The sequence below is a fragment of the Nocardioides asiaticus genome (assembly GCF_040049175.1).
GTDB classification, from domain to species: domain Bacteria; phylum Actinomycetota; class Actinomycetes; order Propionibacteriales; family Nocardioidaceae; genus Nocardioides; species Nocardioides cheoyonin.
Genome location: NZ_JBDZDM010000005.1, coordinates 474,513 through 489,457, shown reverse-complemented (window position 1 = coordinate 489,457; position 14,945 = coordinate 474,513). Strand labels below are relative to the sequence as shown.

The 14,945-nt window shown below is 74.3% G+C and carries 13 protein-coding genes and 1 riboswitch; of the genes, 7 read left to right on the top strand and 6 right to left on the bottom strand.

Annotation, left to right across the window (positions count from 1 at the left end; all coding sequences use genetic code 11):
• Positions 1 to 22: 22 nt before the first annotated feature.
• The 5 genes from ABLE53_RS19970 to ABLE53_RS19950 all read right to left on the bottom strand — a co-directional run bounded on the left by ABLE53_RS19970 (position 23) and on the right by ABLE53_RS19950 (position 4,543).
• Positions 23 to 1,420 (bottom strand): FAD/NAD(P)-binding protein, encoded by a 1,398-nt coding sequence (locus ABLE53_RS19970; RefSeq protein WP_348860898.1) that lies wholly within the window; start codon positions 1,418 to 1,420, stop codon positions 23 to 25.
• 252 nt (positions 1,421 to 1,672) lie between these two features.
• Positions 1,673 to 2,299 (bottom strand): response regulator transcription factor, encoded by a 627-nt coding sequence (locus ABLE53_RS19965; RefSeq protein ID WP_348860897.1) that lies wholly within the window; start codon positions 2,297 to 2,299, stop codon positions 1,673 to 1,675.
• Positions 2,300 to 2,515: 216 nt separating this feature from the next.
• A complete protein-coding gene (locus ABLE53_RS19960; RefSeq protein WP_348860896.1) occupies positions 2,516 to 3,307 on the bottom strand; it encodes a sigma-70 family RNA polymerase sigma factor in 792 nt (263 codons plus the stop codon).
• A 258-nt stretch (positions 3,308 to 3,565) separates the two neighbouring features.
• A complete protein-coding gene (locus ABLE53_RS19955) occupies positions 3,566 to 3,943 on the bottom strand; it encodes a hypothetical protein (RefSeq protein ID WP_348860895.1) in 378 nt (125 codons plus the stop codon).
• An 84-nt stretch (positions 3,944 to 4,027) separates the two neighbouring features.
• Complete coding sequence (locus ABLE53_RS19950) at positions 4,028 to 4,543, bottom strand: GNAT family N-acetyltransferase (protein ID WP_348860894.1); 516 nt, start codon at positions 4,541 to 4,543, stop codon at positions 4,028 to 4,030.
• A 70-nt stretch (positions 4,544 to 4,613) separates the two neighbouring features.
• On the opposite strand from ABLE53_RS19950, the gene ABLE53_RS19945 reads away from it, so the two are divergent.
• Positions 4,614 to 5,261 (top strand): TetR/AcrR family transcriptional regulator, encoded by a 648-nt coding sequence (locus ABLE53_RS19945; RefSeq protein ID WP_348860893.1) that lies wholly within the window; start codon positions 4,614 to 4,616, stop codon positions 5,259 to 5,261.
• Between the two features lie 10 nt (positions 5,262 to 5,271).
• Complete coding sequence (locus ABLE53_RS19940; protein WP_348860892.1) at positions 5,272 to 6,096, top strand: helix-turn-helix domain-containing protein; 825 nt, start codon at positions 5,272 to 5,274, stop codon at positions 6,094 to 6,096.
• Here ABLE53_RS19940 and ABLE53_RS19935 read toward each other — a convergent pair.
• Positions 6,088 to 6,903: an alpha/beta fold hydrolase gene (locus ABLE53_RS19935; RefSeq protein ID WP_348860891.1), complete on the bottom strand. Its 816-nt coding sequence runs from the start codon at positions 6,901 to 6,903 to the stop codon at positions 6,088 to 6,090. The two genes, ABLE53_RS19940 and ABLE53_RS19935, sit on opposite strands and share 9 nt — an antisense overlap.
• Before the next feature lie 26 nt (positions 6,904 to 6,929).
• Positions 6,930 to 7,050: riboswitch (cobalamin riboswitch) on the top strand.
• Between the two features lie 37 nt (positions 7,051 to 7,087).
• Between ABLE53_RS19935 and cobN the strand changes: the two genes are divergently transcribed.
• From cobN to ABLE53_RS19910, 5 genes are read left to right on the top strand one after another with little or no spacing between them, the layout of a single operon-like run.
• Positions 7,088 to 10,714, top strand: a complete 3,627-nt coding sequence (cobN, locus tag ABLE53_RS19930; protein ID WP_348860890.1) for a cobaltochelatase subunit CobN — start codon at positions 7,088 to 7,090, stop codon at positions 10,712 to 10,714.
• Entirely contained in the window at positions 10,711 to 11,463 is a 753-nt protein-coding gene (cobF, locus tag ABLE53_RS19925) for a precorrin-6A synthase (deacetylating) (RefSeq protein ID WP_348860889.1), read from the top strand. The genes cobN and cobF overlap by 4 nt, the downstream gene beginning before the upstream one ends.
• Positions 11,460 to 13,076 carry a cobyric acid synthase gene (locus ABLE53_RS19920; protein ID WP_348860888.1) on the top strand — a complete coding sequence of 539 codons (1,617 nt, stop codon included), beginning with the start codon at positions 11,460 to 11,462 and terminating at the stop codon, positions 13,074 to 13,076. Before cobF ends, ABLE53_RS19920 begins: the two co-directional genes overlap by 4 nt.
• The gene (locus ABLE53_RS19915; protein ID WP_425474896.1) at positions 13,064 to 13,822 is read left to right on the top strand and encodes a cobalt-precorrin-6A reductase; all 759 of its coding nucleotides are present in this window, start codon (positions 13,064 to 13,066) and stop codon (positions 13,820 to 13,822) included. Before ABLE53_RS19920 ends, ABLE53_RS19915 begins: the two co-directional genes overlap by 13 nt.
• 35 nt (positions 13,823 to 13,857) lie before the next feature.
• On the top strand, positions 13,858 to 14,937 hold the full coding sequence (locus ABLE53_RS19910) for a C45 family autoproteolytic acyltransferase/hydrolase (RefSeq protein WP_348860886.1): 1,080 nt from the start codon (positions 13,858 to 13,860) through the stop codon (positions 14,935 to 14,937).
• Positions 14,938 to 14,945: the final 8 nt, after the last annotated feature.

Here is a 14,945-nt window from a genome sequence, read left to right as displayed (position 1 = left end):
CCTACACGCCGCGCGCTTCGGGTCAGCGCGCGGCGACGAGGCGGCCGGCGACCTCTGCGGCCTGGACGCGGATCTCCGGGATCGCGGTGGTCTCGAAGAGGACGCCCTTGCGCGGCGGGCCGACGGTGAACAGGCCCGGGACGTGCCGCCCCGCGGCGTCGAGCACCTCGCCCTCGGGCGTGCTCAGCACGCCGAGGCGGAGCGGGTCGGGCGCGATGATGCCACGGCGGCGCAGCGCACGCAGGAGCGGGTTGCCGGTGCGGGTCACGTCCAGCAGCGGGCCGGTGCAGTTGACGACCGCGTCGGCGGCGACCTTGGCGTCCGCGAGCTCGACGACCGGGCGTGCGCCGTCCGTGTCGACCGAGACGAGGCCGCCGGCACACACCGCCAGCCGGCCCTCGCGGCGGTAGCCGTCGATCAGGGCGGCGATCTGCGGTGCCATCCGGTGGCGGCGCACCTCCCAGTGGCGGGCGTAGCGGGCCAGGAAGGCGATCCGCTCGCTCTCCGGCAGGCGCTGCCACAGCGACTGCGTGGGGGCCCGCAGCGCGTTGACGACGGCCCTCCAGTCGATGCCGCGCGCCCGCGCGTCGGCCACCTCGTCCTCGAAGAACCGGGCGAGCCCGTCGGCGGTGAGCGGCCCCTCGGGGATCGTCAGGCTCAGCTGCGGCTGCGGCGCGTCGGAGTGCGGCTCGGGAAGCAGACCGTGGCGGCTCACCATCACGACCCGCCGTCCGGGCGCGTCGCCCAGGAGGGTGATCGCGGTGTCGATCGCGGTCAGGCCCGTGCCGACCAGGACGACGGTCGCGTCGTCCGGCAGCGCGGCGATCCGGGCGACGTCCCACGGGTTCGCGAGGTGCCAGGGCGCCTCCGGCAGCTCCGCGCCGTCGACGCTCAGCGGGCGGGGAGCGGGGTTGCCGTACGCCAGCACGACCACGTCGTACTCCTCCTCGACGCCGCCGGCCGTCGCGACCAGGAACCGGCCGTCGACGGGCTCGACGTCGGTCACCGCACTGGCGACGACCCGTAGCCGGCCGGGGTGCCGGGCGCCGGCCGCGGCGACCCGGTCCTGCAGGTAGACGGCGTAGTCGCGCCGCGGCACGAAGTCGGAGGGGGCGACCGGGCGGCCGGTCTCGGCGGCCCAGTCCAGCAGGTCGTCGGGGACGTCGCGCAGGGCTGACATGTCGTGCGCACGCACGTTGAGCAGGTGGCGCGCGTCGGTGGTGGAGTACGCGACGCCACGGCCCAGCCGGCCGGACGGCTCGAAGACGGTGACCTCGGCGGTCTCGGGCCCGCTGCGCAGCAGGTTCAGGGCGGTGAGCGTGCCGCTCGCGCCCCCGCCGATGATCGCGATCCGCCGGCGCCGGCCGGCGGGCGCGGAGGTCGTACAGAGCGGGTCGGTCGTGCGCGGCGTCGTGGTCACGAGCCTAAGTGTAGTGAACTACCTGAGTTTCGCGACATCAGGGCGACGCGGCGTGGCGGGACCGCCGCCCGGAATCTTTCGACATCCGGGCGGCGGCAGCGACCGGGTCGCGGGTGTCCGGACCGCGTGGGCCTGCTCGGTCACCCGAACCGGTCGCACGGGCGGGGAGTACCCAGCGGCCGGGAAGGCGCATTCGTCGCTCTGCGCGAAATGTCCGTACCGGTCCGATCCGGGCAGACGTCGGCCGGTCGGTCAGAGCGGGAAGCTCGAGCCCGGGACGTCGTCGTCCGGCGGCGCGAAGCCGTGCTGCATCGCCCACGCGACCGCCTGCGACCGCGACGTCGCTCCGATCTTCCGGTAGGTGCTGCGGATGTGGCTCTTCAGGGTGTTGATGGTCAGGTAGAGCCTGGCGGCTATGTCGTGGTTGGGCAGCCCCTGGGTGATGAGGGCCAGGATCTCCACCTCGCGCGGCGAGAGGCCGACCTCCTGGCCGACCCTCTCCTCCTGGTCGGGCAGCGGCTTGCCGGCGGCGGTCAGCTCGATCGCCTCGACCAGGTCGGCCGAGCGCGCGGACATCGACACCCAGGCGTCGGCACCCATCGCGAGCGCACGGGCGCGCAGGTCCGGCCGCATGTCGCGGCTGTAGACGAGCACCTTCGCGTCGGTGTTGCGGATCAGGTGCTCGAGGTCGGCACCGTCGTTGTTGTGGAGGCCGATGCTGTCGTACAGCACGACGTCGACCCCGTGGGCCCTGCTGCGAACGCTGGGCAACACGGTGACGATGACCCTGTCAGGGCAGTCAGCCAGCATCGCCGTGAGCCCGCGGGCGACGACCTCCTGGCGGCTGACGATGGCGAGGCGGATCGGCTGGTCAGCCATGGCGGGCATCCATGAGGACACTGTGCCAGACCAGGGGTCGTTCGCACACACCAGGTGGAACGGGTCATTCCGCACTACGGCAACGCAGGACGTTGGTCCCAGGCCTTAGGACTCAGCGCGGCGAGCCGCGCGCCCGGACAGACGGGAGCCCGGCCCCTCCTCCTCGAGGGGCCGGGCTCCCCACCACCCGGACCGGGCCGTCACCTTCGAGGGGGATCAGGCGGCGACCACGTCCGCCTCCGCCAGCGCCGTGCGGAGCTTGGCGAGCACCTGCTTGAGAATGCGGGAGACCTGCATCTGGGTGACCCCGATGTGCTCACCGATCTCGGCCTGCGTGAGGTCGTCGACGTACCTCAGGCGTACGACCGTCTGCTCGCGCTTGGTCAGCGTGGACAGCGCGGCCTGGAGGACGGTCCTGGTCTCGGCACGGTCGAGCTCCTGGTCCTCGGCGGGCAGCAGATCGCCGAGCGGCGCCGACGCAGCGTCGCCGGTGCGGGCGGGCGCGTCGAGCGACGCCGGCGCGAAGCAGCCCTTCGCCGCGAGCGCCTCGTCGACGTCGGCCTCCCCGACACCGAGCCGGGCGGCGATCTCGGCGGAGTCGGGCTCGCCGTCGACCGCCTCCTTCACACGGACGACGTCGGCCTGGAGCTCCTGGACGCGACGTGGCGGGCGGACGACCCAGCCGTGATCGCGGAAGTGACGCTTGATCTCACCCCGGATCGTGGGGACGGCGTACACGAGGAAGTCCTCGCCCTTGTCGCCGTCGAACTTCTGGGCAGCGCGTACCAGCGCGAGGTACGCGACGGACTCGAGGTCCTCGATGGCCACGCCGCGGTTGGCGTAGCGCTTGGCGATGGTGCGTGCCACCGACGTGTTGACGAGGATGATCTCCTCGACGAGGCGGTCACGCTCGATGCCCGACGTACGGGCTGCCTCGGCAAAGAGACGGGTGGTCTCCCTGCGCCGGATGTCACGCGGCAGATCCTGCTGGAAAGTCGCGGTGTTCATGTCTCGAACCTCCCCCTCCGAGAGGCCCCGTGGGAACCTTCGGGGCCGGAAACCGCCTGCAGGGGTGAGGCGTTCGAGGGGTGGGCGCCACCCCTGGGGGTGAATGGCGTCCGATGTGGTCCAGACCAGATCGGTCAGCCGCGTGCAACAACGGGACAGGCAAGGTAAAAGGCCGCATCATCGTGCCTCGACCCCGTGGGTGACCCGAGACGCCTGCGGGGTCCTCGCTGTCCGGAGGGCTCCGGCGCCTCCGTCGGGCTAGGCCTCGCGGGGCATCGGCATCCGCGGCACGCCGCCGAGCCGCTTGTGGTAGCGCACGTCGTCGGCGTACGACTCCAGCACGCTCCACAGCGTCGCGTGCGCCGACCAGGGCAACGGCTCCTCACCGCGCCGCCAGCTGCTGCCGAAGCCGATCCACACAGGTACCCACTCGGCGGCGCAGTCCCACTCGCCGCGGTGCATCATCAGGAGCCGGCGGCGGACCTGGAACGCCGTGCGCGGCCCGTCGACGCAGATCGGAGCCGTCCGGACCGGCCACAGCACGAGGTCGAGCGACATCAGCTCGAGCTCGAGCTCCGCGAGCACGCGCGGGTCCACCAGGACCGTGGCGACGTTCTCGTGCGGGCGGCGCTCCATGCGGGCACGCTACCCGGCGTCGCCGACGTCGTCAGCCGTCCGAGCACGGACGGCCGCGCCGGGTCGCCCTCGCGGAACCCTGACTCACAGGTCGAGCGCCCAGGTCTGGCCGACGAGGTCGTGGCCGAAGCTGTGGTGCGGCTCCTCGCCGACGAGGGTGAAGCCGGCGGCCTGGTAGATCCGGCGCGCGGAGACGAGGACGTCGTTGGTCCACAGCACCATCCGCGCGTAGCCGACCCGGCGGGCGAAGGCGAGGCACTCCTCGACCAGCCGGGTGCCGACGCCGTCGCCGCGGGCGGCCGGGGTGACGAGCAGGATCCGCAGCTTCGCCGTGCCGGGCTCGTCGCCGGCCACACAGAGGACGCAGCCGACCCGCTCGCCGTCGAGCTCCGCGACCCAGCCTGCCTCGCGCGCCGGGTCACGGTCGGCGGCGTACGCCGCCACGATCTGCGCGACCAGCGCCTCGTAGTCGCCGTCCCAGCCGAACTGCTCGGCGTACACCTCCGCGTTGGCCATCACCATCCAGCCCAGGTCCCCCGGCCGGTCCGCCGGCCTGACCAGCACCTGCTCCCGCTCGAGTCCCGACGTGCTCGTCACCATCTCGCGCCTCCGTCGCCGCCGTTGCGCCAGGCTACTGACACAACTGTTTCAGTGGTTCTACGCTAGGCGCATGGCGACGACGGGGTCAACGCAGAAGCCGGCGCGGAACGCGGAACAGCGTCCGGGGCCGTCGGCCCGGGAGACCGAGCTCCTCGAGGCGGCGTACGCCTACGTGCTCGAGCACGGCCTGGGCGACCTGTCGCTGCGGCCGCTCGCGAGCGCGATCGGGTCGAGCCCGCGGGTGCTGCTGTTCCTCTTCGGCAGCAAGGAGGGGCTCGTCCGGGCCCTGCTGGCGCGGGCGCGGCGGGACGAGATCGCGCTCCTCGACCGGGCCCGCGAGGAGCAGCACGCCGGGCTGGCCGCGACGACGGCGACGGTCTGGTCCTGGCTCTCCGACGAGGCCCACCGGCCACTGGTCACGCTCTGGGTGGAGGCGTACGCCCGCTCGCTCATGGACCCCGGTGGGCCGTGGGCGGGCTTCGCGCGCGAGACCGTCGAGGACTGGCTGGCCCTGCTGGCGGGCTCGCAGCCGGCGGCGGAGCGGCGTACGACGCGCGGCGGGGCAGAGCGTACGGCGGCACTCGGGCTGCTCCGCGGGTCGCTGCTAGACCTGCTCGCGACGGGTGACCGCGCGCGCACGACCGCGGCGGTCGAGGGGTGGGTCGCGGACCGGGCCGAGCGGGAAACGTCGTCGCGCCCGACGGCACCACGCGGTTAGCGTCGGTCGGGTGACGTCGACGCTCGCCCGTGTGCCCGACCGCCTGCCCGACCGTCCGGTCGGCCAGCTGCTGCGCGCCTGGCGGGAGCGCCGCCGGCTCAGCCAGCTCGACCTCTCGGTCGAGGCGGAGATCTCGACCCGGCACCTCAGCTTCGTCGAGACCGGCCGCTCCCGGCCGACGCCCGAGATGATCCTGAAGCTGAGCGAGCACCTGGACGTGCCGCTGCGCGAGCGCAACCAGCTGCTGCTCGCGGGCGGCTACGCACCGGCCTACCCCGAGCACTCCCTCGACGCACCCGAGCTGGCCTCGGTCCGGGAGGCGCTGCGCGCGATCCTGGCCGGTCACGAGCCGCATCCCGCGCTGGTGATCAACCGCTACTGGGAGCTGCTCGACGCCAACGCCGCCGCCGTGGGGCTGATGGCGGGCTGCGCGCCGGAGCTGCTCGAGCCGCCGGTCAACGTCCTGCGCGCCTCGCTCCACCCCGACGGTCTCGCGCCGCGGATCGGCAACCTCGCGCAGTGGCGGACGCACCTGCTGGGACAGGTGCGCAGGCGGGCCGACCACACCGGCGACGTGCGCCTCGAGGAGCTGTACGCCGAGCTCGCGGCCTACCCCGGCGGGACGGAGGAGGCCCCGACGGCCGACCCGATGACCAGCGTGGTCCTGCCGCTGCGGCTGCGCCACCCGGGGGGCGAGCTGTCGCTCGTCTCGATCGCCGCCGTGGTCGAGACGGCGGCCGACGTGACGGTGCAGGAGCTCTCGATCGAGACGTTCTACCCGGCCGACGCGGAGACCGCTCGACTCCTGCGAGAGCTCAGTGCGAGCTCAGTGTGAGCGCAGCCAGCCGCTGACCGCGACCGCGAGCGCCTCCGGCCGGTCGAGGTGGATCAGGTGGCCGGCACCCTCGACCACGGTCAGCCCGGCCCCCGGGACCATTGACGCCAGCCGGTGGGCGCGGTCCACCGGGATCCACCCGTCCGCCTCTCCCCAGACGACGTGCACCGGGGCCCGGACGCTCGGGTAGAGCGGCTCGACCTCGTCGGTGTGGGCCTCGTCGGCCTGGGCGATCTGGCGGTAGAACGCCGGCTGCCCCTCCTCCCCCAGCCAGGGGGCGACGAGGACATCGAGGTCACGCTCGGCCAGCCCCTGGGCGCTGGCCCCGGCGACGTACGCCCTGACGACGCCCTCGTGCACCGCCCCGGGGAGCCGCTCGAAGACGTCGGCGTGCTGCTGGACGAGGCGGAAGAAGTCCGAGCCCCACGGCCGCAGGGCGACCACGTCGACCAGGGCCAGCGAGGCGTACTCCGCGCCGTGCAGCAGGTGCGCCCGCAGCGCCACGGCCCCGCCGATGTCGTGGGCGACGACGTGCGGGCCCTCGAGGCCCCAGTGGTCGAGCAGGGCGACGAGCAGCTCGCCCTGGACGTCGAGCGAGACGGCGTGGTCGGGCGACTTCGAGGAGGCGCCGTACCCCGGCATGTCCCAGAGGTACGCCGTGAACTCGCCCACCAGGGCGGAGGCCAGCGGGCTCCACAGCACCGACGACCACGGAGTGCCATGACAGAACACCACCGGCGGCCCGGCGCCCTCCCTGCGCCAGCGGACGGTGCGGCCGCGCCACTCGAACGTCTCGGTCAGCTCCATGGGCAACCATCCTGGCCGAGCCGCGCCTCCCGTAGGGTGCGCGTTATCGCCCGCGGCCCAGGAACCCGGTGAGACTCCGGGGCGGTTCCGCCACTGTGACGTCCCGCGAGGGACCAGCCAGACACTGGTGACGGGTGCGTCCGACCGCTCGACGGGGCGAGAACCCCGGAGGAGGAGCCGCGCCATGCGGATCGCACTGCTGTCCACGTCCGACACCGACCTGCTCTCCGCCCGCGCCAGCGGCGCGGCGTACGCCTGGGCCAACCCCGGCCGCTCCACCGATGCCGAGCTCGCCGCGCTGACCGCCGGCGCCGACCTGGTGGTCGTGCGGCTGCTGGGCTCGCCCGACGACCTGTGGGCCGGACTCGCGTCGGTCCGTGAGAGCGGTACGCCGCTGGTCGTCCTCGGCGGCGAGCAGCAGCCGAGCGCGGAGCTGATGGAGCGCTCCACCGTCCCGCCGGGGATCGTCGCGCAGGCGCACCGCTACCTCGCCGAGGGCGGGCCGACCAACCTCGCGCACCTGCACGCGTTCCTCTCCGACACCGTGCTGCTCACCGGCGAGGGGTTCGAGCCGCCGGTCGAGATCCCGGTGTGGGGGTACGCGGTGCGGGCCGGTGGTCCCAGTGGTTTCGAGACGCTTGCTAGCGCAAGCTCCTCAACCACCGCACGGGTGGGGGTGCTCTACTACCGCGCCCACGAGGCCAGCGGGAACAGCGGCTTCGCGCACGCGCTGGCCGACGCGATCGACGCGACCGGCGAGGCGGAGGGCGTCCCGATCTTCGCCGGCTCGCTGCGCTCCGCGCCCGACGAGCTGTACGCCGCGCTCGGGAGCCTCGACGCGCTCGTGGTCACGGTGCTGGCGGCGGGCGGCTCGGTCCCCGCGTCCGCGGGCGGCGAGGACGAGGCCTGGGACGTGGAGCGGATGGCGGCCCTCGACATCCCCGTCCTGCAGGGCCTGTGCCTCACCTCCTCGCGCGCCGAGTGGGAGGCCTCCGACGACGGAGTGACCCCGCTGGACTCGGCCTCGCAGATCGCGATCCCCGAGTTCGACGGGCGGATCATCACCGTGCCGTTCTCGTTCAAGGAGCTCGACGAGCAGGGGCTCCCGCACTACGTCGTCGACCCCGAGCGGACCGGCCGCGTCGCCCGCATCGCGGCCAACCACGCCCGGCTCCGGCGGCTCCCGAACGCCGAGAAGCGGCTCGCGCTGGTGCTCTCGGCGTACCCCACCAAGCACGCCCGCATCGGCAACGCCGTCGGACTCGACACCCCGGTGTCCGCCGTCCGGCTGCTGCGGCGGCTGCGGGAGGAGGGGTACGACGTCGGGGACGGCTTCGGAGTGCTCGACATGGACGACGACACGGAGGCCGGCGACGCCCTGATCCATGCGCTGATCGCCGCCGGCGGTCAGGACGAGGAGTGGCTGACGTCCGCGCAGCTCACCGACGCCCACGTCCGGATCTCGAAGGCTGACTACGACGCCTGGACCGCCGACCTGCCGGCGGATCTGAGAGATGCGATGACCGAGACGTGGGGCGAGTCGCCGGGTTCCCTGTTCGTGAACGACGAGCGCGAGCTGGTGCTCGCGACCCTGCAGGCCGGCAACGTGGTGATCCTGATCCAGCCGCCGCGGGGCTTCGGGGAGAACCCCGTCGCGATCTACCACGACCCGGACCTGCCGCCGTCCCACCACTATCTCGGCGCCTACCGGTGGCTCGAGGCGCCCCGGGAGCACCACGGCTTCGGCGCGCACGCCGTCGTCCACCTGGGCAAGCACGGCTCGATGGAGTGGCTCCCGGGCAAGAACGCCGCGCTCTCGGCCTCCTGCGGCCCGGACGCCGCGATCGGCAGCCTCCCCCTGATCTACCCCTTCCTCGTCAACGACCCCGGCGAGGGCGCGCAGGCCAAGCGCCGGGCGCACGCGACGATCGTCGACCACCTGGTGCCGCCGATGGCGCGCGCGGAGACGTACGGCGAGATCGCTCGCCTCGAGCAGCTCCTCGACGAGCACGCGAACATCGCGGCGATGGACCCGGGCAAGCTGCCCGCCGTCCGCGGCGAGATCTGGCAGCTGATGCAGGCCGCCCAGATGCACCGCGACCTCGGCCTCGACGACCGGCCCGGGGACGAGGAGTTCGACGACTTCCTGCTCCACGTCGACGGCTGGCTCTGCGAGATCAAGGACGCCCAGATCCGCGACGGCCTGCACGTCCTCGGCGCTGCACCGGTCGGCGAGGCCCGGGTCAACCTGGTGCTCGCGATCCTGCGCGCGCCGCAGGTGTGGGGCGGGGTCGGCAACGCCGTCCCCGGCATGCGGGCCGCGCTCGGGCTCAAGGACGTCGACGCCGCCTCCACGGCGGAGGTCGACGGATTCGAGGCACGCGCCCGGCAGCTCGTCGAGGCGATGGAGGCCGCCGGCTGGGACCCGGCCGCCGCCGAGCGCCTCCACGACGACCCCGAGGTGCAGCGGGCGCTCTCCTTCGCGGCGGAGCAGGTCGTCCCGCGGCTCGCGCGCACCACCGACGAGATCGCTGCCGTGCTGCACGCCCTCGAGGGCGGCTTCGTGGCCGCCGGTCCTTCGGGCTCGCCGCTGCGCGGGCTGGTCAACGTGCTGCCGACCGGTCGCAACTTCTACACCGTCGACCCGCGCGCGGTGCCGTCGCGGCTGGCGTGGCACACCGGCCAGGCGATGGCCGACTCCCTGCTCCAGCGCTACCTCGAGGAGACCGGCGACTACCCCGCCTCCGTCGGCCTCTCGGTGTGGGGCACCTCCGCGATGCGCACCTCCGGGGACGACATCGCCGAGGTGCTCGCCCTGCTCGGCGTACGCCCGGAGTGGGACGAGCAGTCCCGCCGCGTCTCCCGCCTCCGGGTGATCTCCCTGGAGGAGCTCGGCAGACCACGCATCGACGTGACCGTCCGCATCTCCGGGTTCTTCCGCGACGCCTTCCCCCACGTGGTGGCCATGCTCGACGACGCGGTAGGCCTCGTGGCCGGCCTCGACGAGCCGGAGGAGTCCAACTTCGTCCGAGCGCACGCCCGCGCCGACCTCGCGGCGCACGGCGACGAGCGACGGGCGACGACCCGGATCTTCGGCTCCAAGCCCGGGTCGTACGGCGCCGGCATCCTACCGGCGATCGAGTCCGGCTCCTGGCGCGACGACGACGACCTCGCCGAGGTCTACACCGCGTGGGGCGGCTTCGCCTACGGCCGCGACCTCGACGGCGCCCCGGCCGCCGACGACATGCGCACCAACTACCGGCGGATCAGGGTCGCCGCGAAGAACGTCGACTCCGCCGAGCACGACATCGCCGACTCCGACGACTACTTCCAGTACCACGGCGGCATGGTCGCCACCGTCCGCGCACTGACCGGCGCCGACCCGAAGGCGTACGTCGGCGACTCCACCTCCCCCGATGCCGTCCGCACCCGGACCCTCTCGGAGGAGACCGCCCGCGTCTTCCGGGCCCGGGTCGTCAACCCGCGCTGGATCGCGGCGATGCAGCGGCACGGCTACAAGGGCGCCTTCGAGCTGGCCGCGACGGTCGACTACCTCTTCGGCTTCGACGCCACCGCGGGGGTGGTGCACGACTGGATGTACGACCGGCTGGCGACCGAGTACGTCCTCGACGAGACCAACCAGGCCTTCCTGCGGCAGTCGAACCCGTGGGCGCTGCGCGGCATCGTCGAGCGGCTCCACGAGGCGGCCGAGCGCGGCCTGTGGGCCGAGCCGGACCCGGACCTGCTCGCCGCGCTGCAGCAGGTCTACCTCGAGGTGGAGGGCGACCTGGAGGAGGGGGCCGGGTCGTGAGCGACGGGGTCGTGAGGGTCCGGATCCTCGGGGTCGGGATGGGTCCGCAGCACGTCACGGCGGAGGTCGCGGAGGCGCTGCGGTCGGCCGACTACGTCGTGGCCGCTGAGAAGGGCGAGGACGACCACCTGCTCGCCGTACGCCGCGAGATCTGCCGGCTCCACGGCGACCCGCCGGTCGTCGCGGTGGCCGATCCGGAGCGGGACCGGACCGGCACCTCGGACGTCCCGCGCTACGAGCGGGCGGTGTCGGAGTGGCACGAGGCCCGCGTCGCGGCGTACGAGCGCGTGCTGGCGGAGCGCGGCGGCACCGCGGCGTTCCTGGTCTGGGGCGACCCGTCGCTCTACGACTCCACGATCCGGATCGTCGAGGCGGTCGCCGAGCGCGGCCGGGTCGAGGTGGCGTACGACGTCCTGCCCGGCGTCGCCGCCGCGCAGCTGTTGGCCGCGCGCCACCGGATCGTGCTCCACGACGTCGGTCAGCCGGTGCACGTCACCACCGGGCGGCGGCTGCGCGAGGCGATCGACGCGGGTCAGCGCAACGTCGTCGTCATGCTCAACCGCACCCTCGATCTCGCCGGGCTCGAGGATTGGTCGGTCTGGTGGGGCGCCAACCTGGGCACCACCGGCGAGGCGCTCGTGGCCGGGCGGGTCGGCGACGTGCTCGGCGAGATCGAGGCCGCCCGGGAGCGGGTGCGTGCGGCGGCCGGCTGGGTGCTCGACGTCTATCTGCTCAGGGCCCCGCAGTGAGCGGGCTGCTGGTCGCCGGCACCACCTCCGACGCCGGCAAGAGCGTGGTGACGACCGGGCTGTGCCGGGCCTTCGCGCGGCGCGGGGTGCGGGTGGCGCCCTACAAGGCCCAGAACATGTCCAACAACTCGATGGTCTGCGCCGGTGGTTTCGAGACGGTTGCTAGCGCAACCTCCTCAACCACCGGCTCGACGAGTGCTAGCGCAACCTCCTCAACCACCGGCTCGACGAGTGCTAGCGCAACCTCCTCAACCACCGGCTCGACGAGTGCTGGCGCAACCTCCTCAACCACCGGCTCGACGAGTGCTGGCGCGACCTCCTCAACCACCGGCTACGCCGAGATCGGCCGGGCGCAGTGGGTGCAGGCGCTCGCGGCGGGCGTACGTCCCGAGCCGGCGATGAACCCGGTCCTCCTCAAACCCGGCTCCGACCGACGCAGCCACGTGGTCCTGATGGGGCAGCCCGGCGGCGAGGTGTCGGCGGGCGACTGGGCGGCCGGGCGGCGGCCGCTGGCGGCGGCGGCGCATGCGGCGTACGACGACCTCGCGGGGCGCTTCGAGGTCGTGGTGGCCGAGGGCGCGGGCAGCCCGGCGGAGATCAACCTGCGCGCGGGCGACTACGTCAACCTCGGCCTCGCCCGGCACGCGGGCCTGCCGACCGTCGTGGTCGGCGACATCGACCGGGGCGGGGTGTTCGCGGCGATGTACGGCACGGTGGCCCTGCTCGAGCCCGCCGACCAGGCGCTGGTGGCGGGGTTCGTGGTCAACCGGTTCCGCGGCGACGCGGGGCTGCTCGCTCCGGGCCTGCGAAGCCTGGAGCGGCTGACCGGCCGCCCGGTGTACGGCGTGCTCCCGTGGCACCCCGGTCTGTGGCTCGACTCCGAGGACGCGCTCGACCTCGACGGGCGCCGCTCGCGCGGGGAGGCGGCCGCCCGGGTCGCCGTCGTGCGGCTGCCGCGGATCAGCAACTTCACCGACGTCGACGCGCTCGGGCTCGAGCCCGATCTCGACGTCGTCTTCGCGTCCCGGCCCGGCGACCTGGGCGATGCCGACCTGGTCGTCCTGCCGGGCACCCGGGCCACCGTCGCCGACCTGGCCTGGCTGCGCTCACGCGGTCTGGACGCCGCGATCCACGACCACGCCGCGCGCGGCGGCGCGGTGCTCGGGATCTGCGGCGGCTGCCAGATGCTCGGCCGCGAGATCGCCGACCCCGAGGGGGTCGAGGGGGCCCCCGGGACGCGGGTTGAGGGGCTCGGCCTGCTGGACCTGGCGACGACGTTCGCCGCGGAGAAGACCCTGCGGCTGCACGAGCCGGCCGGCTACGAGATCCACCACGGGCGGGTCCGCGGCGAGACCCGCCGCGGGGCGGTCACCGGGACCATGGTGCACGGGCTGCTGGAGGACGACGCGCACCGATCGGAGTACCTCCGCGAGGCGCTCGGCGTCGTCTCGCGGGTCTCGTTCCCGGCCGCCCGCGAGCGGCGTCTCGACCTCCTCGGCGACCTGGTCGAGGAGCACCTCGACGTCGACGCGCTGCTCGCCCTCGCCCGCGACGGCGCACCGGCCGGGCTGCCGGTCCTGCCACCGGCCGGTGGCGGAGGATGGACCCCGTGAGAGTGCTGCTCCTCGGCGGGACGAGCGAGGCCCGCGAGCTCGCCGCCCGACTGGTCGCCGACCGCGTCGACGTCACCACGTCGCTGGCCGGGCGGGTCGCCCGGCCGCGCCTCCCCGTCGGGCGCGTGCGGACCGGCGGCTTCGGCGGCGTGCTGGGGCTGCGCAACGCCCTCGCGGCGTACGACGCCGTGGTCGACGCCACCCACCCCTTCTCCGTCGGGATGAGCGCCAACGCCGCCGCGGCGTGCGCGATGGAGCCGGAGGTCCCGCTGCTACGCCTCGAGCGGCCGGGGTGGCCCGACGAGCCGGGCTGGCACCGCGTCGACACCCACAAGGAGGCGGCCGCGGTGGCGGACGGCCTAGGGCGGCGGCCGTTCGTGACGGTCGGGCGGCAGGAGCTGGCCCGGTTCGTGCCCGTCCTCGGCCGGCGCTCGGTCCTCGCCCGGGTCGTCGACCTGCCCGATCTCGCCGTGCCTCCCGACTGGCGCATCGTCACCAGCCGCGGCCCCTACCACCTCGCGGGCGAGCTCTCGCTGATGCGCGGCCACCGCGCCGACGTACTCGTCACCAAGGACTCCGGCGGCGACTACACCCGGCCGAAGCTGGACGCCGCCGCCCAGCTGGGGGTCCCGGTCGTGGTCGTACGCCGGCCGCCGGGCCCGGCCGGGGTGCGGACCGTCCACGACGTGGCCGCGGCGGCGGACTGGGTGCGGGCGCTCCCCGCGGCGCTGCCCGGTGTGCTCTGATGGTCCGGCGAGCGCCGCGCGGGAGAGGAGACCGGATGAGGATCGTCGAGCACCGCCTGCCCGACGGCGTACCCCTCGAGCGGGGCGCCGCCCTGGGCCGCGCCGGCCGCGAGGACGTCCGCGACGGGGTCGGCCGCTATCTGGCCCACTACGCGCTCGCCGGAGTGCCGGAGGCGACCGCGCGGCGGGTCGCCCGGGCGTCGGCCGAGGCCCTCGCGGCGTGGGCGCCGGACCTGGCGGCGGAGGCGGAGGGTACGGCGAAGGGCGCCGGCGTCGACCCGGCCGAGCTCGCGCTGCTCTACGCGCGGACCGAGATCCTCGCGACGCTGCCGCGGGAGGCGCCCGAGTGCTCGGCGGTCGTCGTGCTGCCGCCGGACGGTCCGCCGCGCACCCTCCAGACCTGGGACTGGGTCGCGGACGTGGCCCCGGTCGGGTGGATCCTGCGTGGCACCGGCCCGGACGGGCTGGGCTTCGCGACGTTCACCGAGCCCGGCATGCCCGGCAAGATCGGGGTCAACGCCGCGGGAGTGGGCTGCCACTTCAACATCCTCCGTCACGAGTCCGACGCGACCGGCGCCGACGGCGTCCCGGTGCACGCCGTCGCCCGGCGCGTCCTCGACACTGCGACCACCCTGGACGAGGCGATCGAGGTCGCCCGCTCGGCGACCGTCAGCGCGTCGACCGTCCTGACCGTCGCCACCGTCGACGGTCAGGCGGCCGCGCTGGAGCTCTCGCCGGCCGGCGTCGGCGTCGTACGCCCCGAGGACGGTGTGCTGCTCCACACCAACCACTTCCTCGACCCGGTGCTGGCCACCGGCGAGGCCTGCGACGCCGGCTCGACGACGTACGCCCGGCTCGAGCACCTGCGTGCGCAGCGACCGGCGCTCCGGGCGGCCGGCGAGCAGGGTGCACGGCCCCTCGCCCGGGCCGCCTGCGGCGACGCCGGCGCCGGTGCGCCGATCTGCGCCGTGCCGTCGGCGACCGCCGGCCCCACGGAGCGCTGGGAGACTCTGCTCACCGTGTCGCTCGACCTGGCCGGGCCGGCCGTCGTCGGGCTGCCCGGGTCGCCGGCCGTCCTGGAGACGACCGCGCCGACGAGGTGGGCGCTGAACTGACGTCGCGT

What these genes read in the sequence shown, in the direction of transcription:
- ABLE53_RS19965 (WP_348860897.1), bottom strand. Translation starts at nt 2,299, where the DNA reads ATGGCTGACCAGCCGATCCGCCTCGCCATCGTCAGCCGCCAGGAGGTC.
- ABLE53_RS19960 (WP_348860896.1), bottom strand. Translation starts at nt 3,307, where the DNA reads ATGAACACCGCGACTTTCCAGCAGGATCTGCCGCGTGACATCCGGCGC.
- ABLE53_RS19935 (WP_348860891.1), bottom strand. Translation starts at nt 6,903, where the DNA reads ATGGAGCTGACCGAGACGTTCGAGTGGCGCGGCCGCACCGTCCGCTGG.
- ABLE53_RS19955 (WP_348860895.1), bottom strand. Translation starts at nt 3,943, where the DNA reads ATGGAGCGCCGCCCGCACGAGAACGTCGCCACGGTCCTGGTGGACCCG.
- ABLE53_RS19945 (WP_348860893.1), top strand. Translation starts at nt 4,614, where the DNA reads ATGGCGACGACGGGGTCAACGCAGAAGCCGGCGCGGAACGCGGAACAG.
- ABLE53_RS19915 (WP_425474896.1), top strand. Translation starts at nt 13,064, where the DNA reads ATGGACCCCGTGAGAGTGCTGCTCCTCGGCGGGACGAGCGAGGCCCGC.
- ABLE53_RS19950 (WP_348860894.1), bottom strand. Translation starts at nt 4,543, where the DNA reads ATGGTGACGAGCACGTCGGGACTCGAGCGGGAGCAGGTGCTGGTCAGG.
- ABLE53_RS19910 (WP_348860886.1), top strand. Translation starts at nt 13,858, where the DNA reads ATGAGGATCGTCGAGCACCGCCTGCCCGACGGCGTACCCCTCGAGCGG.
- cobN (WP_348860890.1), top strand. Translation starts at nt 7,088, where the DNA reads ATGCGGATCGCACTGCTGTCCACGTCCGACACCGACCTGCTCTCCGCC.